Origin of the sequence: Bacteroides intestinalis DSM 17393, assembly GCF_000172175.1 — a bacterium.
GTDB classification, from domain to species: Bacteria; Bacteroidota; Bacteroidia; order Bacteroidales; family Bacteroidaceae; genus Bacteroides; species Bacteroides intestinalis.
This window is the reverse complement of the sequence record NZ_ABJL02000002.1, coordinates 68,250-89,273: the sequence shown is the minus strand read 5'-3', so window position 1 is coordinate 89,273 and position 21,024 is coordinate 68,250. Positions and strand designations below refer to the sequence as shown.

Below are 21,024 nucleotides of genomic sequence, written 5' to 3'. Positions count from 1 at the left end.
TTTAAGATCCTTTCTTACCATGCAATTTCCTGTTCACCATGTTCCTTTAAGTAAGCGTTTGCTCTGCTGAAATGCTTGTTTCCAAAGAAACCATTGTAAGCTGATAGAGGGGAGGGGTGTGCGGATGTCAGTACCAGGTGCTTGCTACGATCAATAAATGCACCTTTACGTTGCGCATATGATCCCCAGAGAATAAAAACAAGGTGTTCCCGTTGTTCGGCAAGAACACGTATAGCTGCATCGGTGAATGTTTCCCAACCGCGGTTTTGGTGAGAACCTGCCTGATGGGCACGAACGGTCAGTGTAGCATTCAGAAGCAGAACTCCCTGCTCGGCCCAGCGGGTCAGATTACCTGTGTTGGGCGCATCGGTGCCGATATCATCTTTAATTTCTTTGAATATATTAATCAGCGAAGGGGGAAAACGAACCCCGTCATTGACGGAAAAACATAACCCGTGAGCCTGTCCGGGACCATGGTAAGGATCCTGACCGATAATGACTACTTTCACTTTGTCGAATGGGCAAAGATTGAAAGCATTGAATATCAACTTTCCCGGAGGATATATCGGATACTGGCTATATTCTTCCCGTACAAAATTAGTTAGTGTGCGGAAATAGTCTTTTTCGAATTCCGGTTCCAAACGTGCTTTCCAACTTTCTTCTATTTGAACATTCATAATTTTGTATGTTAAAAGTTTCGGACGCTAAGATACTATTTTTATCCGGTTCCGATGGCAGGACATTGGCTTTATTTCTTAGAGTGGGTGATAAACAAAGAGGCAGAAATCAAAAAATCTCTGCCTCTTCCTGTTATTGAGAAAATGTTAAATCAGATATATATTATGCTCTTTACATTCCTGACGCATATCTTCTGGCCAGATACTGGCTTGAATTTCACCGATATGTGCTTTGCGGAGATAGAACATACAAAGGCGTGATTGCCCTATACCGCCACCTATAGACAGAGGTAATGTATCACTCATCAAACGCTTGTGGAAGTAAAGTTCCAGGCGTTTCTCTTCTCCTTCCTGTTTTAACTGGCGTTGTAAAGCTTCCTTGTCTACACGGATACCCATGGATGAGAGCTCAATACTGCGTTGGAGTACATCATCCCATAGCAAAAGGTCACCATTCAGTCCGGGGAGGCCATTCAGACCTTCTGAAGTATAGTCATCGTAGTCCGGGGCACGTCCGTCGTGCTTCTCTCCGTCACTTAACTTACAACCGATACCGATAATGAATACTGCACCATACTTTTTGGTAATAGCATGTTCGCGACATTTGGGTTCCAGGTCCGGATAGAGTTGGCGCAATTCTTCAGCGTGAATGAAGTGCAGCTTTTGAGGCAGGCAAGGCTTGATTTCCGGATACATCTCATACACCATATATTCTGTGCGGATCATGGCGGCATAAATGCGGGTTACTATTTCTTTTAGGAAATCCACATTCCGGTTTTCAGCAGTAATAACACGTTCCCAGTCCCATTGGTCTACATAGAGTGAATGTAAGTTTCCCAGTTCTTCATCTGAGCGTATGGCATTCATATCCGTATAGATGCCATATCCGGGTTCAATATTATAATCTGCCAATGTCAGTCGTTTCCATTTGGCAAGTGAATGTACAACTTCAGCTTGTGCGTCTCCCAGATCTTTGATAGGGAATGATACGGCACGTTCCACTCCGTTCAAGTCATCATTGATACCCATTCCTTTTAATACAAAAAGCGGGGCGGTGACGCGACGCAAACGTAATTCCGATGAAAGGTTCAACTGAAAGAACTCTTTAATCTGTTTGATTCCTAATTCTGTTTGTTTTAAGTCCAATAAGGGTTTGTACCCTTCTGGTTTTATTAGATAACTCATAAGTGTATACTATGTTTTTGTTCGGCAAATATAGGTATAATATTTATATTTGCATCGGTTTTGAACGAATTTGTTGTCAAATTGTTCCTTATTAACTACCTGTTGCTCTCAAAATAACATTCTTATTTTGAAGTCTTTGCAGTAAAAAAAGATAAATCATTAGGAATATGCCCGGATTTTTTATACTTTTGTCCCCGCATTTGAGGCCTGGTAGCTTAGTGAATAGAGCGTCAGATTCCGGTTCTGAAGGTCGTGGGTTTGAGTCCCACCCGGGTCACTATATAAGAAAAAAGAGGGGATACTATTTAAAGTATCCCCTCTTTCTTATATAGTATGTTAATCTTCTATTTTTATCATTTCCAATGGTAGTATTGAGTATGTTACTCTCAGTGTCTTTATTTCCGAATCAGTGGCATAAATGAATATGCACCTATTGACAGTCGGAATCTGTATTTTTCTTATCTTTTCTTTCCACTTATATTGTACATAAGTGGTAGGGAGGTGGCTTATGATGCCTTTGTTATCCAAGTCTTCCCTTATTTTTTTTTCTTTCCAAGGTGATGTTAGTACGATGTACCAGTTCCGTGTTTCGTTGAGATATTTTTTTATGTCTTGAAGTTTCATGGTTAGTAAGCTTGCTTAACTACGAAATCGAAGGTTGTGAAGAATTGGGGTTTGTTGGCGATAGCTATGGGAAGAATAATACTGACTGCTATCTTATTACCTTTTCGGATATCTTTTGGGTTATATATCTTTTTGTTTTTTGTACCTTCCATCAAGATGCTTGCTGTACAGGTTTCACTAATTTCACTATTACCGTTTATTATTTCTTTTGAAGGGGAAGATTCTGATTCCGGGTAAAGCAATAGCCCTGAGGCGCGTCCGTTGATGATGAATTGCGCATTTTCCCAATTGACTTGCGCAGCATCAGATGAATTATTCCGGATAATTATTTTCCAAAAACTTTCATTAGGAATGAACTCATAGGTGAGATTTCCGTTTATACATTCCAGTTTTCCTTGTTGGTTTTCATGCCATTTGAAGCTTATGCAACAGTTTTTGTCTACATATTGGGCTTGCATAGTGGCTGGTAAAGTCCAAAAAAGCAAAAGTAGGAAGCTTTGCTGCTTTTTATATTTGCGATAGTCGTTGTATATCCATAATAAAATTATCAAAATACAGATAGGAATGGCTATAAGTATAAGGATTAATAACGTCATAGCTGTTAATTGTTTATATGATTTTGTGACAAAAGTATCAAAATATATCTGATTAAACAAATAAATTATGAATAAAATGAAGTGTATGAACAGATAAAATTTTATTTTTCATTCTTTAGGTCTAAATTATAAATCGTACCTTCATTAAAATGGAAAAGCCCAATATATACATAGGTGAAATTATAAAAAATGTCATGGCTGAAAAGCAAGTGACAAAGGCGGAACTTGCAAGAAGACTGCAAGTTAAGCCTCAAAGTGTTGATTATATGTTGACACGAAAAAGCATTGATACAGATACTCTCTATAACGTATCAAAGGCTTTGGATTATGATTTTGCTCTGTTATATTCTATTAGTAAGGAACAGATAAATTGTGATAAAAAAGACGAAGCTTACAAAGTGCCGACTGCTAAGGTTCTGATAGAGTTGGAATTAAAGCCGGAGGAAATCATAAAATTAAACTTGAAGAAAAAAATAGCGGAGCTACTGAAATGATTTTCTTCTTTTCCAAAAATATCAAAGTGTCCGGTTTATTTGTCCGAATGCTTCATGTAATTTCTCCCAATTATCACAAAATGCCTGCATGGACGGGAATAGTACATTTGCTCCCGCATCTAATAATACTTGTCCATTGATAGGACCTGTGTTGACGGCTATAGTGAATATACCTGCGGCTACACCAGCTTGTACGCCCATAGGTGCATTTTCCACCACGATAGCTTCATTGGGTTTTACTCCCCCTTTCTGCAGAGCCATCAGATAGGGTTCCGGATGGGGCTTACCATATTTTACATCAAAGGCGGTTACCATCAATTCTCGGTGAAACATACCGGGGAAGTTGTGTGACAGCCGGTCTAACAATGAATGTTGCCCGGAGCCGGTAACTACCATAGGGACCAGTCCGTCTGCTTTTATTTTTTGCAGTACTTCCCATGCGCCGGGCATACGTTCCGGTTCAGGATTACTATTGAACTCAGCACTCTTTTCTGCATATATACTCTTTATCATTTCAGGGGTGGCATCTTTACCGTATTGCCGCTGATAAACGATATTTATGGTAGCAGCTCCGGTTCTCCCCTCATGCAGATAAGCTTCTTCACGGCTCAGATGGAGGTCATGGCGTTCCATAACCTTGTGCCAGGCATCGGCATGGTAAGGCATAGAGTTGAACAATACACCGTCCATATCAAAAAGGACAGATTTCAATTGAATTTGTGAGTGCCCGCTGGATTGAAGATAACGGGCGATAGCTTCTTGAAACATAATACCTATTGTTTTATAGCTGCAAAGATACAATAAAAAAACGAGGTGTGAATGAGTTTAATCATTCACACCTCGTCTATCTGTGTTTAACTTACTCCTCTTTAGAGTCTTGCCTGGATAGCTTTTGACTCTTCTTCGTATCCCGGCTTATTCAGCAGAGCAAACATATTCTTCTTGTATGCTTCTACACCTGGTTGGTTAAATGGATTAACGCCCAGCAGATAACCGCTGATACCACAACCGATTTCAAAGAAATAAAGCAACTGACCGATGTTATATTCGTCCAGTTTTTCGATAATGATACGCATATTAGGCACACCACCGTCTACGTGAGCCAATTGAGTACCCAGTTCGGCCATCTTGTTTACTTCGTCCACACGCTTACCTGCCAGGAAGTTCAGGCCGTCCAGGTTTGCTTCATCAGAAGGCACTTCCAGTTTGTGGTCTACTTTCTCTACAGAGATTACAGTTTCAAAGATAGTGCGTTCGCCTTCCTGAATCCATTGTCCCATGGAGTGCAGGTCAGTAGAGAAGTCTACAGCAGCCGGGAAAATACCTTTATTTTCCTTACCTTCCGATTCTCCGTAAAGTTGTTTCCACCATTCGCTTACATAGTGCAGTTTCGGGCAGAAGTTCACAAGAATTTCAATCTTCTTGCCATTCTTGTACAACTCGTTACGAGTAGCGGCATATTGTGCAGCCAAGTTCTCTGCAAACGGAACATTTACTCCGCAAGCCTTTTCCATATCCGCAGCACCGGCAACTAATTTTTCGATGTCGAAGCCAGCTATTGCAATCGGCAATAAACCTACCGGAGTCAGTACGGAGAAACGTCCTCCTACGTTATCGGGGATAATGAATGATTTGTAACCTTCTTTATCGGCTGTAATGCGGGCAGCGCCTTTCTTTGCATCCGTGATGGCAACGATTACTTTCTTAGCCATATCCTTACCGCGTTGGTTTTCGCATTGCTTTTTCAGCAGGCGGAAAGCAAGAGCAGTTTCGGTAGTAGTTCCTGATTTGGAGATATTGATGACACCGAATTTCTTGTCTTTCAGGAATTCGGTCAGTTCATACAAATAATCTTCGCTGATATTGTGTCCTGCATAGATCATGACAGGCGCAGTTTTCTTTTCCTGTAACCAGGTGAAACTGTTTGATAAAGCCTCGATAACTGCACGTGCGCCGAGGTAGCTTCCGCCGATACCGGCAACGATTACTACATCGCAATTGTCGCGCATAACCTGTGCAGTAGCTTTCAGGTCGGCCAGATGCTCTTGACTGATAGATGAAGGGAGGTGCAACCAGCCCAGGAAGTCATTTCCTTTTCCGGTACCGTTTTCCAATGCTTCCTGCGCAGCCTTTACCTGAGCTTCGTAAGCAGCAACAGATGCTTTGGAGATAAATCCAAAAGTCTTTTCGATGTTCAAACTAATCATAATATTCTAGGTTTTAAAAGCCTCTCCTCTCATCCCTTTCCCATGGAAAAGGGGGAACTGAGTTGCTTTTGATTTAAAAGATGTTTATTGTATGTTGTTTATTATACTTCTATCTGAGCGAGTCAGTCAGCAACTTGATTTCTATCATGGGTGAAATGCGTTCGTACAAGATGTTATAGACAGCATCCAGTATCGGCATGTTGACATGGTGATGTTTGTTGATTTCCTTGATACACTTTGTTCCGTAGTATCCTTCAGCAATCATCTCCATTTCTATCTGCGCACTTTTCACAGAGTATCCCTTACCGATCATTGTACCAAACGTACGGTTACGGCTGAAATTAGAATACCCTGTCACCAGCAAGTCACCTAAATAAACAGAATCATTCACGTTTCTGTTCAACGGATGTACAGTTTGCAGGAAACGATTCATTTCCTGTACGGCATTGGATATCAATACTGCCTGGAAGTTATCACCATATTTCAGACCACTGCAAATACCTGCGGCAATGGCGTACACGTTTTTCAGTACAGAGCTGTATTCTATACCGGCTACGTCATTGCTGACAGATGTTTTAATGAATGAACTGGCCAGACGGCGGGCGATGGTGCATGCTTTGTCTGTGTCCGGGCAGGCAATGGTGAGATAAGAGAGACGTTCCAGGGCTACTTCTTCCGCATGGCAGGGACCTGCCAATACAGCAATATTTTCAGGTGGAACGCCATATTCTTTTGTGAAGTACTCCGATACGATCAGATTGTCATCGGGTACGATTCCTTTAATAGCAGTGATGATGAATTTATCCCGTATCCGCGTTTTCAGTTTCTTTAAGTGGGCTTTGAGATAAGGGGAAGGAGTGACAAATATCAGCGTATCAGACTCTTTCACCACATCGTTGATGTTCGAGGAGAAATTGATACGTTTCATGTCAAATTTGACGCCCGTCAGGTAGGCAGGGTTATGGCCCAGTCGTTTAAAATCAGCTATACGATCATCTCGTCGCATATACCAGTTAATCGACTCAGCCTGAGCAAGTACCATTTTTGCAATGGCTGTAGCCCAGCTTCCTCCGCCCATTATGGCTATCTTTCCGGGTAGTTTCATATCGAAATTAATAATTAATAATTAAAAATTAAAAGAGGGAAAGGAAAGTAAACTCCTTTCCCTCGTTCGATCTTTAATCTTCTTATTTAATTTTTAATTCTTTAATTCTTAATTTTTTCGATCCAGCCTTCTACGTCGTTTACAGACGGGTTGGTCAGTTCCAATTTGTATTTTTTGTTGATACCGCAAATGTCTTGATGTAACTTTTGCGGATTTACACCTTTCATGTCTTCTATTGTGTTGTAGCCGGCTTTCTGGATAACGGGTACCCAGTCTTCGGCAATACCCAGTTCCATATATTTGGCCGGAGCATCTTTCGGGATAACCTTCTCGGGACGCATTTGCGGGAAGAATAGCACTTCCTGAATATATGACTTACCTGTCATCAGCATAGTAAGACGGTCGATACCAATACCGATACCAGATGTAGGAGGCATACCGAACTGCAGAGCACGCAAGAAGTCTTGGTCGATGAACATTGCTTCATCGTCACCCTTTTCGCTCAGGCGTAACTGATCTTTGAAACGCTCTTCCTGATCGATGGGATCATTCAACTCACTGTACGCATTGGCAAGTTCTTTACCATTCACCATCAATTCAAAACGTTCAGTCAGACCCGGTTTGCTGCGGTGCATCTTGGTCAACGGACTCATTTCAACAGGATAGTCAGTGATGAATGTCGGTTGGATAAAGGTTCCTTCACAGAATTCACCGAATATTTCATCTATCAGCTTACCCTTGCCCATGGTGTCATCAATCTCCATCTTCAGCTCTTTACAGATCTGGCGGATTTCTTCCTCACTCTTGCCATTGAGGTCGTAACCGGTTTTTTCCTTGATAGCATCCAGGATAGGCAAGCGGCGATATGGTGCCTTGAAACTGATAGTCTTACCGTCGATGGTAGTCTCTTCGCTGCCATTTACAGCAATGCAGATACGTTCCAGCAATTTTTCGGTAAAGCTCATCATCCAATTGTAATCCTTATATTGTACGTAAAGCTCCATACAGGTGAACTCCGGATTATGGTTCTTGTCCATACCTTCGTTACGGAAGTTCTTGCCGATTTCATAAACACCCTCAAAACCACCTACAATCAGACGCTTCAGGTAAAGCTCGGTAGCGATACGCAGATACAGGTCGATATTCAGTGAGTTGTGGTGGGTAATGAACGGGCGGGCGCTTGCTCCACCTGCTATAGATTGCAGAATGGGAGTTTCCACTTCGGTATAGCCGGCTTCATCCAGTACGGCACGCATGGTCTTAATGACAGTGGCACGTTTTAAGAATGTATCTTTTACGCCGTCATTTACAATAAGGTCGACGTAACGTTGGCGATAACGCAGTTCAGGATCTTCAAAAGAGTCATAAGCTACACCGTCTTTGTATTTTACGATAGGCAGTGGCTTGATGGATTTTGCCAATACGGTCAACTTCTGGGCGTGGATACTGATTTCGCCCATCTGAGTACGGAAAACAAAACCTTCGATTCCAATGAAGTCGCCTAAGTCGAGCAGGCGTTTAAATACAGTATTGTAGAGTTCCTTGTCTTCTCCCGGACAGATATCGTCGCGAGTGATATACACCTGAATGCGACCTTTGGAGTCCTGCAATTCAACGAACGAAGCTTTACCCATCACCCGGCGCGTCATCATACGTCCGGCTACGGATACCTTGCGAGGTTCTGCGTCATCTTTAAATTCCGCTTTTATATCTGTAGAGAAAGCATTGGTTACATACTCTGCAGCGGGATAGGGGTCAATGCCCATCGCGCGAAGTTCATTCATACTATTACGTCGAATGATTTCCTGTTCACTTAGTTCTAATACATTCATTTCGTTGTACATTAACACAATTTGGGAGCAAAAATACGAAACATTTTTCATATAATGGCATGAAGAAGGGGAGAATTAGGAAAAGTTTAAAGTCAACGTGTACATTCTCAGTGGAGTGAATGAATTTCTCTTTGAAGTAGCGATAATCTCTTTGTTCTCCTTTTTTTGTTTGCTTATGGGAAAATCAGTACCTTTGCACCCTAAAATAGAGGAATAGGTATTATGACAGGACAAAAGGCACCCACAGCGTTGGGAACAGAACAGATTGGAAAGCTACTGATGCAATATGCCGTACCGGCAATTATCGCTATGACGGCATCTTCTTTATATAATATGGTGGATAGCATTTTTATCGGTCACGGAGTAGGCACAATGGCTATTTCGGGATTGGCGCTAACTTTTCCCCTGATGAATCTTGCTGCTGCGTTTGGCTCGTTGGTAGGAGTTGGAGCTTCCACATTGGTTTCGGTTAAACTGGGACAAAAAGATTACGATACAGCCCAACGTATTTTGGGTAATGTACTGGTGCTAAATATCGTGCTGGGATTGGCATTTACGGTTGTTACGATGATATTCCTCGATCCCATCCTTTACTTCTTTGGGGGTAGTGACGAAACAGTGAAGTACGCCCGCGAATACATGCAGATTATTTTGCTGGGCAATGTCGTCACCCATCTTTATCTTGGCTTAAATGCTGTTCTACGCTCTTCCGGACATCCGCAAAAGGCAATGTACGCCACTATCGCTACAGTAGTCATCAATACGATACTTGACCCTTTGTTTATTTACGGTTTCGACTGGGGGATTCGTGGAGCTGCTATTGCCACCATCATAGCACAGGTTATTTCACTGTTGTGGCAATTCAAGATATTCAGTAACAAAGACGAACTGCTACATTTCCATCGCGGTATATTCCGCCTGCGCCGTAAGATTGTGATGGATTCGCTTGCTATCGGTATGTCTCCTTTCCTGATGAATCTGGCAGCATGTTTTATTGTAATTGTCATTAATCAGGGGTTGAAGCGCTATGGCGGAGACTTGTCTATCGGTGCATTCGGTATTGTCAACCGCCTGGTATTTATATTCGTAATGATCGTGATGGGATTGAATCAGGGCATGCAGCCTATTGCCGGATATAACTTTGGTGCGCAGCAATATGCACGTGTTTCCCGGGTGCTGAAACTGACTATAATCTTTGCTACGGTTGTCACCACATCCGGTTTCCTGATGGGGATGATTATACCCGATCTGGTGGTTTCCATATTTACTTCTGACGAAGAACTGATAGCTATTTCGGCACGTGGACTACGTATTGTAGTGATGTTCTTCCCGATAATCGGTTTCCAGATGGTGACGTCGAATTTCTTCCAGAGTATCGGGATGGCGAGCAAGGCTATCTTTTTGTCTCTTACCCGCCAGATGCTTTTCTTGCTTCCGGCACTGATAATTCTACCTCGTTTCTTCGGTGCGGCCGGTGTTTGGTATAGTATGCCGGTTTCCGATTTGCTTGCCAGTTTGGTGGCAATGGTGATGTTGGTTAGCCAGTTCCGTAAATTTAAAAGAGGCGAAGGATAGTGTGAAAAACATGCGGTTCGTGGTAAAGTTAGTTATAACCGGAAAATTAGTATAGATTATTTTTTTGTTTTTTTCCTATAAATCCTTACTTTTGCTATTAGTAAACCAATATTTAGATTGAAGCTATGAATAAGAAATTCGTTGTGAACATCGGTCGCCAATTGGGAAGTGGCGGAAAGGAGATAGGGGAGAAGTTGGCAGCCCGTTTGGGTATCGATTTCTATGACAAGGAGTTAATAACTCTGGCTTCCAAGGAGAGCGGTCTATGCCGTGAGTTCTTTGAGAAAGCCGATGAGCGTGCTTCGCAAGGGATTATCGGCGGACTCTTTGGCATGCGTTTCCCTTTTGTGGGAGATGGTGCTTTACCAACCCAGAATTGCCTCAGTAACGATGCACTTTTCAAGGTGCAGAGCGATGTAATCCGTCAGTTGGCAGCAGAGAAATCCTGCCTTTTTGTAGGCCGTTGTGCTGATTATATACTGCGTGATCATCCTCGTTGTGCCAATATCTTTATTTCCGCTTCGCATGAAGCACGCGTTGCCCGCTTGTGCGCTTCACATCATGTTTCAGAAGAAGAAGCCGAAAATATGATGAATAAGGCTGATAAAAAACGTTCGGAATATTATAACTATTATAGCTACAAGACCTGGGGAGCTGCGGCAACCTATCATCTGTGCATTGATTCTTCCGTGCTGGGGATTGAAAAGACTATCGATTTTATAGAAGATTTTGTGAAACTTAAAATAAAGTGAAACAGAACAATTTCTAACCCGGATCATACCTTCCCCGTATCAAGCCCGTACCAACTCCATACCAAGTCCAAGTGTATAGACACGGAGCAAGTACGGAGAAAATATGGTTTTGGTAATATGAAGGGGAAAAACAGAACAAAAAAAAGAGAGACTACAATTGCGTAATCTCTCTTTTATTTATATATCATCTGACATTACATCATTGTCAGCAATATCATCTGGCCTGCCAGAATACGCAGGAACATTGTTAACGGATAAACAGTAGAGTAACCTACTGCCGGAGCATCATTGCCGGATGCCTGGTTAGCATAAGCTAATGCAGGAGGGTCTGTGTTACTACCGGCAATTAATCCCATCAGGGTGAAGTAATTTACTTTGCAGTAGAAGCGGGCAATCATACCGATAATCAGCAAAGGAATAACAGTGATCAGGAAACCATAGCCTACATACAGCAAACCGGAGCCTTCTACCACTGTTTCTACAAAGTGGGCGCCGGCTTCGATTCCTACGCTGGCAAGGAAGAGTACGATACCGATTTCACGCAGCATCAGGTTGGCACTCATGGTTGTATAAGTCACCAGTTTCAGCTTATGGCCGAAGCGACCGATAAGAATAGCCACTACCAGCGGACCACCTGCCAGACCGAGTTTGACTGGAGTGGGTATGCCCGGAAAAGCGATAGGAAGACTACCCAACAGGATACCCAGGAAGATACCCACGAAGATAGTCACAATATTAGGCGTATCCAGACGTTTCAGTTGATTACCCAGTACTCCTGCAACACGCTCTACGGCATCTTGCTGGCCAACGACCATTACACGGTCACCTACCTGTAGTATCAGGTTCGGATCAGCAAACAAGTCCATACCGGAACGGTTGATACGGGTTACGTTTACTCCGTACATACTACGGAAATGGAGGCTACCTAATTTTTTACCATTGATTTCGGATTTTGTCACCAATATACGGCGTGAAACCATCGGCATGTCTTGTTTTTCCCAGTCCACTTGAATTTCTTTACCGATGAAAGCGGTTACTGCTTCAGCGTCTTCTTCGGAACATACAATAAATACCTGGTCGCCGATATGGAATTCAGTGTCTTGGTTAGGGATACTGACGTGTCCCTCGTGACGGATGCGTGAGCATACAAAGGGACGTCCCATAAACTCCTTGATCTGGATGAGCTTTTTTCCATCGATAGATTCGTTGCGGACTTCCAGATGTAACATGTGGGGCATATGTTTCATATCAGAAGTCTGAACGGCCAGTTCATCCTCTTCTTTTTTCAGGTTCACCCGGCAGATGTAGCGGACGGCAATGATGGAACCGATGATGCCGACAACACCAAGAGGGTAAGCGCAAGCATATCCCAGTGCGATAGGATCGCCCGTGTAGTTCAACTGATTCAAAGCTTCCTGTGCGGCACCCAATCCCGGAGTATTGGTAACAGCACCGTAGAGAATACCTACCATCATGGGAAGATCGATTCCACCGTCAATGAAATAGATACCCAGAGCTACTGCTATATTCAGTACCACAATGCCTACTGCAAGCATGTTTAGGGTCATTCCACCTTTCTTAAAAGAAGAGAAAAACGACGGTCCTACTTGTAGACCGATACAGAATACAAATAAAATTAACCCGAATTCGCGGATGAAGTGCAAAATGTGTGTTTCACCCGTAAAACCGAAATGTCCCATCAGAATACCAGTGAAGAGCACAAATGTGACACCCAATGATATCCCGAAAAATTTAATCTTACCCAAAAGCACGCCGACAGATATTACGAATGCATACAAGCATACAATATGGGCGACGGAGGCAGGGTCCCATAACAAACTCTCTAACCAATCCATAGTTACTTTTGTTTATCTTTTTTATTAGCTTATTGAATTTTCGCGCAAAGGTAGGCATTAAAAGGGAGGTGGCAAAGGGTTTGCTGGAGTTTTTCTTTTGGAATATAGGTAAAGGTGCCAGAGGCTAATTGGGTAGTATGCAGGGATATTAATTTATACTCTAAAATGTAAGGTGTACTTTGCAATCATGTATATACATACGGAAATCATGCTTGCAGAATGTCATTTCTCCATGCGAATTTTACTTAAAAGACCTTGTATTATTAAGTTATTGAGTATATTTGCGAATCCTATTCTAGACAAATAGGTAAATGAAGAGATTACTTATTATCTTTATTAATTATAAAATAAACTATGGCAGACAGTAAAGAAAAACTCTTCTCGGACTTTGCTCCCACCACCACCGAACAGTGGATGGAGAAAGTAACAGCTGACCTGAAAGGCGCTGATTTTGAGAAGAAACTCGTTTGGAAAACAAACGAAGGATTCAAGGTAAAACCTTTCTACCGCATGGAAGACCTCAAAGAATTGAAAACGACGAATGCACTTCCCGGTGAATTCCCTTATCTCAGAGGTACCAAGAAAGACAACAACGAGTGGCTTGTTCGCCAGGAAATTAAAGTGGAATGCCCTAAGGAAGCCAATGCGAAAGCACTGGACATCCTGAATAAAGGTATCGATTCACTGGCTTTCCGTGTAAAGGCAAAAGAACTCAATGCCGAATACATCGAGACTTTGCTTGAGGGAATCTGCGCTGAGTGTGTAGAACTGAACTTCTATACTTGTCAGGGACACGTGGTAGCACTTGCAGAGCTTTTGGTGGCTTACTTCCAGAAGAAAGGTTACGACTTGGCGAAGTTGCAGGGTTCCATTGGTTATGATTTCTTCGACAAGATGCTGGCAAAAGGCAAAGAAAAGGGTGATATGGTGCAAACAGCCAAAGCTCTGATTGAAGCAACTACTGCTCTGCCGAAATACCGTGTACTGAATGTGACAGCTTTGACGCTGAACAATGCCGGAGCATACATTTCCCAGGAACTGGGCTATGCTCTTGCTTGGGGTAATGAATATATGAATCAACTGACAGAAGCAGGAGTTCCTGCTGCTCTTGTTGCCAAGAAGATTAAATTCAACTTTGGTATCAGCTCTAATTACTTCCTTGAGATTGCTAAGTTCCGTGCTGCCCGTATGTTGTGGGCAAACATCGTAGCTTCTTATGATGCCGATGCTCAATGTGCTGCCAAAATGCACATACATGCTGAGACTTCTACGTTCAACCTTACTTTATTTGATGCTCATGTAAACCTGTTGCGTACGCAGACAGAGGCTATGAGTGCTGCACTGGCAGGTGTGGATTCAATGACAGTAACTCCGTTCGATAAGACTTACGATGCTCCGAATGAATTTTCGGAACGTATGGCACGCAACCAGCAATTGTTGCTGAAAGAGGAGTCCCACTTCGATAAAGTGATTGACCCTGCTGCCGGTTCTTACTATATTGAAAATCTGACTGTGTCCATTGCTAAACAAGCTTGGGAACTTTTCCTGGCTGTTGAAGAGGAAGGTGGCTTTTATGCTGCTGTAAAAGCAGGTACGGTGCAGGCAGCTGTGAACGAAAGTAACAAGGCTCGTCATAAAGCTGTTGCTCAACGTCGCGAAGTGTTGCTGGGTACGAATCAGTTCCCGAACTTTAATGAGAAGGCAGGCGAGAAGAAACCATTGGAAGCTACTTGCTGCTGTGGTGGTCATGATACTTGTGAAAAAGATGTGGCTACACTCAACTTTGACCGTGCTGCCAGTGAATTCGAAGCATTACGCCTCGAAACAGAAGCTTCAGGCAAGCGTCCGAAAGCCTTTATGCTGACTATCGGTAATCTGGCTATGCGTCAGGCACGTGCTCAGTACTCTTGTAACTTCCTGGCTTGTGCCGGATATGAGGTTGTTGATAACCTGGGCTTCCCGACTGTAGAAGCTGGTGTGGAAGCTGCGATGGCTGCTAAGGCTGATATCGTGGTACTTTGTTCCAGTGATGATGAATATGCAGAATACGCTGTTCCGGCTTTCAAGGCTCTGAATGGTCGTGCTATGTTTATCGTAGCCGGTGCTCCTGCTAATATGGACGAGCTGAAAGCTGCCGGTATCGAGAACTTCATCCATGTTCGTGTCAACGTACTGGAAACATTAAAGGAATACAACGCTAAACTTTTGAAGTAAGATGAGAAAAGATTTTAAAAACTTAGATATATATGCCGCATTCAAGCCCGCTAACGGTGCTGAGTGGCAAAAGGCTAACGGCATCCATGCTGATTGGAAAACGCCGGAACACATTGAAGTGAAGCCTGTTTATACAAAAGAAGACCTGGAAGGTATGGAACATTTGGGCTATGCTGCCGGTCTGCCTCCTTATCTGCGCGGTCCGTACTCAGTGATGTACACACTACGCCCTTGGACAATCCGTCAGTATGCCGGATTCTCTACAGCTGAAGAATCAAATGCATTCTACCGTCGTAATCTGGCTTCCGGACAGAAAGGTTTGTCTGTAGCCTTCGACTTGGCTACACATCGCGGCTACGACCCTGACCATGAACGTGTGGTAGGTGATGTGGGCAAGGCCGGTGTATCTATCTGCTCACTGGAGAATATGAAGGTTCTTTTCGATGGTATTCCTTTGAACAAGATGTCTGTGTCCATGACTATGAATGGTGCTGTTCTTCCAATTCTGGCATTCTATATCAATGCCGGTCTGGAACAAGGTGCTAAATTGGAAGAAATGGCAGGTACTATCCAGAATGACATCCTGAAAGAATTCATGGTGCGTAATACTTATATTTATCCGCCTGCATTCTCCATGAAGATCATATCCGATATTTTCGAATATACTTCTCAGAAGATGCCGAAGTTCAACTCTATCTCTATCTCCGGTTACCACATGCAGGAAGCGGGAGCTACGGCAGACATTGAGTTGGCTTATACGTTGGCCGACGGTCTTGAATACCTTCGTGCCGGTGTTGCCGCAGGCATAGATATCGATGCTTTTGCTCCGCGTTTGTCTTTCTTCTGGGCTATCGGTACCAATCACTTTATGGAAATTGCCAAGATGCGTGCGGCTCGTATGCTTTGGGCAAAGATCGTGAAACAGTTCAATCCGAAGAATCCGAAATCACTGGCTTTGCGTACGCACTCCCAGACTTCCGGTTGGTCGTTGACTGAACAAGATCCGTTCAATAATGTAGGCCGTACTTGTATCGAGGCTATGGCTGCAGCTTTGGGACATACCCAGTCTCTGCATACCAATGCTCTTGATGAGGCTATCGCATTGCCGACAGACTTCTCTGCCCGTATTGCCCGTAATACTCAGATTTATATCCAGGAAGAAACTTATATCTGTAAGAACGTTGACCCATGGGGAGGTTCTTATTATGTAGAGTCTCTGACAAACGAACTGGCTCACAAGGCTTGGGAGCTTATTCAGGAAGTAGAAAAACTGGGTGGTATGGCAAAGGCTATCGAAACCGGTATTCCTAAGATGCGTATCGAAGAAGCTGCTGCGCGTACACAGGCTCGTATCGACTCCGGTTCTCAGACTATCGTTGGTGTGAATAAATATCGTCTGGAGAAAGAAGCTCCGATTGATATCCTCGAAATCGACAATACGGCTGTTCGTCTGGAACAGATTGAAAACCTGAAACGCTTGAAAGAAGGAAGAAACGAGGCTGAAGTACAGAAAGCATTGGAAGCTATTACCAAATGCGTGGAAACCAAGGAAGGCAATTTACTGGAACTGGCAGTAGAAGCTGCCCGTGTTCGCGCTACATTGGGAGAAATCTCATATGCTTGCGAAAAGATTGTAGGACGTTATAAAGCAGTAATCAGAACTATATCAGGCGTGTATTCATCAGAAAGTAAGAATGACAGCGACTTCAAGCGTGCTTGCGAATTGGCCGAGAAGTTTGCGAAGAAAGAGGGACGTCAGCCCCGTATTATGGTTGCCAAAATGGGTCAGGACGGTCACGACCGTGGCGCTAAAGTAGTTGCGACCGGATATGCCGACTGTGGTTTCGACGTGGATATGGGACCGTTGTTCCAGACTCCTGCCGAAGCCGCCCGCGAAGCTGTTGAAAACGACGTTCATGTAGTGGGCGTATCTTCATTGGCTGCCGGACACAAGACGTTGGTTCCGCAGATCATTGACGAACTGAAGAAGCTGGGCCGTGAGGATATCATCGTAATTGCAGGTGGAGTGATTCCTGCACAGGACTATGATTTCTTGTATAAAGCCGGTGTGGCTGCTATCTTTGGTCCCGGAACTCCGGTTGCCAAAGCTGCTTGTCAGATTCTGGAAATCTTGATGGACGAAGAATAAATCTTTATTCATATAATTTTAGAGGGGCAGGGTATTGTATTAATATCCTGCCTCTCGCATTTTAAGTATATAGAGATAAAATTAGTTGGTTTTTAATGTCATATTAATCTTTTCTTTAATCACTCCGGTGGATATTTGCGACATCATTTCTTTGATATCCGTAATCTAATTAATTGATGTAGCATGAAAAAATTATTACTTCTTTTTATCTCAGCTTTATTAGCTGTAAGTGTGCAGGCACAATCGAGTGATAAGCCTGGTAACTGGAAACTGATTGTGTCGGATGAATATCCGGCGGATGACGTCGGTGTGGCAACGTATGACGTTGTAGCTGACTTTGGAGCAGATCCTACCGGAGTGAAAGACTCGTGGAGTATTTTCCAAACAGCACTTAATAAACTCGGTGAGAACAGGCGTGGCGGTGTGCTTTTTGTTCCTGCCGGCCGTTATCGTATTACCGGAAAACTTTATATTCCTACAGGTGTGACGCTGCGTGGCGAATGGAAACGGCCGACCAAAGGAGTAGCCATACAGGGAACCATTCTGATGGTAGACAATGCCGGGGGAGATGAACTTGAGTCGAAATCTTTCATTACCATGGAGCCTTCCACTGCCTTGACCTATCTTTCCATTTGGTACCCACACCAGAATCCGGATCATATAAAGCCCTATCCGCCGACAGTGCTTTATGGCCGTGATGGTGTGTGGGGTAATGAATATTGTAATGTCCGTCATGTAACATTGGTGAATTCTTACAGCGGCATTATCCTTTCCAGAAAGAACGGTGGCGGTTGCCCTAATATCTATGATGTATATGGAACCCCACTGAGTCGTGGTATTGAGATTGATAACATAGCTGACGTCGGTCGTTTTGAGCAGATATACTTTTCTCCTGATTATTGGGCAGGTTCAGGGCTTGAAGGGGCACCGAAAGCAGGTTCCGCTTTCACAGATTGGATCTATCAAAATGGGGTAGGTATAACAATGCGTCGTAATGACTGGTCTTACACCTGTTTCGTCGATGTCGAAGGATATAATTGTGGTTTTAAGACCGGAAATAGCATGTCCGGTGACGGCAATCCGAACGGTCATAATTACAGCTTTCATCTGAAAGACTGCCAGACTGGTATTCATGTTGATGGCAGTTCTTCCTCCGGTATTATGTTTACTCGCGTAGAGATGGAGAATTGTGAAAATGGTATCGTTGTATCTTCTGCCGACGGACCTGTTCAGCTTTACGGATGTGAAATATCCGCTCGTGAGAATGCTGTACTTATGGAATCCGGTTCTTCTTCTCGCTTGATGATGGAGCAATGTACTGTAAAAGGGGGAGCGGTGAATAGTATGTCAGGTGATTTTGTCGCTTCAGATTGTGACTTCAATAATACTACTCCGCAAGTTTTCATAGGTTCGGATGCACGTTGCATTCTTAAGGGTAACCGCTTCGCAAAGAAAGCAGATGTTCAAAACAATTCGCTGTTTGAATGTCATATAGATCACACAGCTCTGACAGAGAGGAGCAAGCTGCCGGAATTTCCTGACTTGCGTGTGCCTGAAACAAAACCTGCCCGTGTGGTGCTTTATAATGTCCTCGATTTCGGTATTGAACCTTTCGTTGTGCCTTTCAATTCTTCTACGAATACGCAGAGTATCCAAAATGCGATCCGCAATGGCCTTAACAGTGCGAAGGATGCTACTGCAGCTATACAAAGTGCCCTGGATAAAGCCAAAGCTGATGGGGGTGGTATTGTCTATCTTCCCGGCGGGCGGTATAAGATGCTCGGGACTCTTACTGTGCCTACCGGAGTAGAACTACGTGGTGCAGCCGATTTCGGGAGTATTCCCCGTGGGCACGGAACCATTTTTGAGGTATATGCCGGTAAAGGACAGCCTTCTGGAGAATCATTCTTGAAACTTGAAGCCGGTAGTGGTGTTCGTGGAATATCCATTAATTATCCTGAACAACTCTCTTCCATGTTGCCTGCGATGGCACAGTATCCGTACACCATTCAGGGGAAGGGGAAAGATATCTATATTGTCAACGTCGGCATACGTGCAGCTTGGAACGGACTGGATTTGTTCAGTAACAAGTGCGATAACCACTATGTGGACTATCTGGCAGGACATGCTTTCAAGAATGTGATTCGTATAGGCGGAGGTTCGCAAGGCGGTATGGTTAATAACATGCAGTTCAATACCATTGTCTATGCTTGTGGTGCTGAAACAAAATTTGGATCTTGGTCTAATAATGCCGATGCTGATAATGGCAAGGCATACGATCAGAATATGAAGGAACTTCGTTTTATTACGGTGGAAGACTGTACGGATGAGATTCTTTACAATGATTTCCATTACGGAGGATACGAGGGTATTGTGTTCGATAAGTCCGGTGCAGGCAGGGCTGCTTCTGGAAAGGCACTTGGGCTTGGTATAGACGGTTCGATGAATTCTGCCATGTTCAATGCGCTGGGCAGTGCAGGTTTTCCGCTGGTGAATACGCAGTTAGTTGCCCTTGAAGCAAAGAGTACTGCTTTTCCTGATACCCGTTACATTACTTTGGGTGAAACATTTACAGGAAATGCTGAGTTTTATGGCATAGACCTTTGGGGAGGACCCAAACATTCGACTGTTATTAATAATGGGAACTTGGTATTGAATCTGGCCAATTTTTCGACTACCGGTAACGTTTATCATTTCTATTTGCCTAAATCAACCGGAAAGGCCAGGATGCACAATGCAGTAGTAAATATGAAGTCTGACGCCAGTATTGCTAATTCAAGTCATGAGAAGCAGGCATTTGTCGGTGCCAGTGTCCTCGACGTAGAATCGTGGAGGATTAAGTTGATGGGTGAATGGGATTGCAATCTCACGCTTACCCCCGTTTTTGAGGCTACCGATGCCTTGTTGAGCCGTACTAAGTGGAGTATTACCGCCAATGTGAACAATGGAAACGCCCGTAATGCCATTGACAATAATGTATCCACGCGATGGGATACAGGACAGTCACAAAAAGCTGGTCAGATGGTTACTGTGAATATGAATGCAGCCAATAAGCTGAACAGAATAATTTTGGATTCTTCAAAAAGTCCCGGTGACGGTCCTGCCGGTTACGAACTGTATGTGAAGAATGGCGCTAACGCTGACTGGAAACTTGTAGCCGAAGGGAAAAACGGTACTTCCGTCCTGATTATCGGTTTCCCGGAAGAGACAGCAACACATTTCAAAATTATCCAGACCGGGACGAAGGGCGGATATTGGTCTATCCACGAGCTCTATGCGGCATTGGTGGACGATACTCCTACAAGTATATCACCTGAGGTCATAGAATCAGCCGGAGAGATTTATTATTATGACGGTCGGTTGGCTTGGAGTGGATTGAAGAGCGATGTAGACAATCAAGTTGAAATCATTGATTTGTCGGGACGACGCATATTATCACAGCAAGTGAATACTAATTCCTTGCAATTATCCGGCATGCAAGGCGGGTTCTATATTGTGGTGGTCAGTGATGGCACGAATGTGTTGCGGAAGAAACTGTTCTTTAAAGATTGAGGATTTGGAGCTGGTTCTTTAAAGATGTTTTCTGTTAATGGTTTGTATATCAACATCTTGTATTTACATTCTATTTACGCTGTAGTGTAAAAGCGTTTACCGCAGGATGTAACGACCTTTACCGCCTATTGTAACGCTCTTTACCTCGGTATGTAACGACCTTTACCTCGGCGTGTAAATGGAGTTACCATTTGGGGTAAACCAAG

15 protein-coding genes and 1 tRNA gene are annotated in these 21,024 nt (G+C 43.5%); 7 read left to right on the top strand and 9 right to left on the bottom strand.

All coding sequences use genetic code 11. The features are described from left to right. Positions 1 to 14: 14 nt before the first annotated feature. Both ung and asnA read right to left on the bottom strand, forming a co-directional pair. Complete coding sequence (gene ung, locus BACINT_RS01280) at positions 15 to 677, bottom strand: uracil-DNA glycosylase (RefSeq protein WP_007659983.1); 663 nt, start codon at positions 675 to 677, stop codon at positions 15 to 17. A gap of 147 nt (positions 678 to 824) precedes the next feature. Further along, on the bottom strand, positions 825 to 1,862 hold the full coding sequence (gene asnA / locus BACINT_RS01275) for an aspartate--ammonia ligase (RefSeq protein ID WP_007659981.1): 1,038 nt from the start codon (positions 1,860 to 1,862) through the stop codon (positions 825 to 827). A 204-nt stretch (positions 1,863 to 2,066) separates the two neighbouring features. Here asnA and BACINT_RS01270 point away from each other — a divergent pair. Next, positions 2,067 to 2,139 (top strand) — tRNA-Arg (locus tag BACINT_RS01270). Between the two features lie 59 nt (positions 2,140 to 2,198). On the opposite strand, the gene BACINT_RS01265 is transcribed toward BACINT_RS01270, so the two are convergent. Both BACINT_RS01265 and BACINT_RS01260 read right to left on the bottom strand, forming a co-directional pair. Beyond that, positions 2,199 to 2,486 carry a UpxY family transcription antiterminator gene (locus BACINT_RS01265; protein ID WP_007659979.1) on the bottom strand — a complete coding sequence of 96 codons (288 nt, stop codon included), beginning with the start codon at positions 2,484 to 2,486 and terminating at the stop codon, positions 2,199 to 2,201. 2 nt (positions 2,487 to 2,488) lie between these two features. After that, entirely contained in the window at positions 2,489 to 3,082 is a 594-nt protein-coding gene (locus BACINT_RS01260) for a hypothetical protein (RefSeq protein ID WP_007659968.1), read from the bottom strand. 149 nt (positions 3,083 to 3,231) lie between these two features. On the opposite strand from BACINT_RS01260, the gene BACINT_RS01255 reads away from it, so the two are divergent. After that, positions 3,232 to 3,576 carry a helix-turn-helix domain-containing protein gene (locus BACINT_RS01255; protein ID WP_007659966.1) on the top strand — a complete coding sequence of 115 codons (345 nt, stop codon included), beginning with the start codon at positions 3,232 to 3,234 and terminating at the stop codon, positions 3,574 to 3,576. A gap of 21 nt (positions 3,577 to 3,597) precedes the next feature. Here the strand turns inward: BACINT_RS01255 and BACINT_RS01250 are convergent, their stop codons facing one another. The 4 genes from BACINT_RS01250 to lysS all read right to left on the bottom strand — a co-directional run bounded on the left by BACINT_RS01250 (position 3,598) and on the right by lysS (position 8,720). Beyond that, positions 3,598 to 4,344, bottom strand: a complete 747-nt coding sequence (locus tag BACINT_RS01250; RefSeq protein WP_007659965.1) for an HAD family hydrolase — start codon at positions 4,342 to 4,344, stop codon at positions 3,598 to 3,600. 101 nt (positions 4,345 to 4,445) lie between these two features. After that, positions 4,446 to 5,783 carry a glucose-6-phosphate isomerase gene (locus BACINT_RS01245; protein WP_007659964.1) on the bottom strand — a complete coding sequence of 446 codons (1,338 nt, stop codon included), beginning with the start codon at positions 5,781 to 5,783 and terminating at the stop codon, positions 4,446 to 4,448. A gap of 109 nt (positions 5,784 to 5,892) precedes the next feature. After that, entirely contained in the window at positions 5,893 to 6,888 is a 996-nt protein-coding gene (locus BACINT_RS01240) for an NAD(P)H-dependent glycerol-3-phosphate dehydrogenase (protein ID WP_007659963.1), read from the bottom strand. 101 nt (positions 6,889 to 6,989) lie between these two features. Beyond that, complete coding sequence (gene lysS, locus BACINT_RS01235; protein ID WP_044154611.1) at positions 6,990 to 8,720, bottom strand: lysine--tRNA ligase; 1,731 nt, start codon at positions 8,718 to 8,720, stop codon at positions 6,990 to 6,992. 222 nt (positions 8,721 to 8,942) lie between these two features. On the opposite strand from lysS, the gene BACINT_RS01230 reads away from it, so the two are divergent. Continuing rightward, positions 8,943 to 10,295: an MATE family efflux transporter gene (locus tag BACINT_RS01230; protein WP_007659960.1), complete on the top strand. Its 1,353-nt coding sequence runs from the start codon at positions 8,943 to 8,945 to the stop codon at positions 10,293 to 10,295. Between the two features lie 125 nt (positions 10,296 to 10,420). Next, a complete protein-coding gene (locus BACINT_RS01225; RefSeq protein ID WP_007659959.1) occupies positions 10,421 to 11,047 on the top strand; it encodes a cytidylate kinase-like family protein in 627 nt (208 codons plus the stop codon). A 194-nt stretch (positions 11,048 to 11,241) separates the two neighbouring features. Here BACINT_RS01225 and BACINT_RS01220 read toward each other — a convergent pair whose 3' ends face one another. Then, the gene (locus tag BACINT_RS01220) at positions 11,242 to 12,903 is read right to left on the bottom strand and encodes a putative transporter (protein WP_007659958.1); all 1,662 of its coding nucleotides are present in this window, start codon (positions 12,901 to 12,903) and stop codon (positions 11,242 to 11,244) included. Between the two features lie 354 nt (positions 12,904 to 13,257). Between BACINT_RS01220 and mutA the strand changes: the two genes are divergently transcribed. From mutA to BACINT_RS01205, 3 genes are all read left to right on the top strand, one after another. Next, on the top strand, positions 13,258 to 15,117 hold the full coding sequence (mutA, locus tag BACINT_RS01215; RefSeq protein WP_007659956.1) for a methylmalonyl-CoA mutase small subunit: 1,860 nt from the start codon (positions 13,258 to 13,260) through the stop codon (positions 15,115 to 15,117). Position 15,118: 1 nt separating this feature from the next. Next, positions 15,119 to 17,266, top strand: a complete 2,148-nt coding sequence (gene scpA, locus BACINT_RS01210; RefSeq protein WP_007659955.1) for a methylmalonyl-CoA mutase — start codon at positions 15,119 to 15,121, stop codon at positions 17,264 to 17,266. Positions 17,267 to 17,449: 183 nt separating this feature from the next. After that, entirely contained in the window at positions 17,450 to 20,818 is a 3,369-nt protein-coding gene (locus tag BACINT_RS01205) for a glycosyl hydrolase family 28-related protein (protein ID WP_007659954.1), read from the top strand. Positions 20,819 to 21,024: the final 206 nt, after the last annotated feature.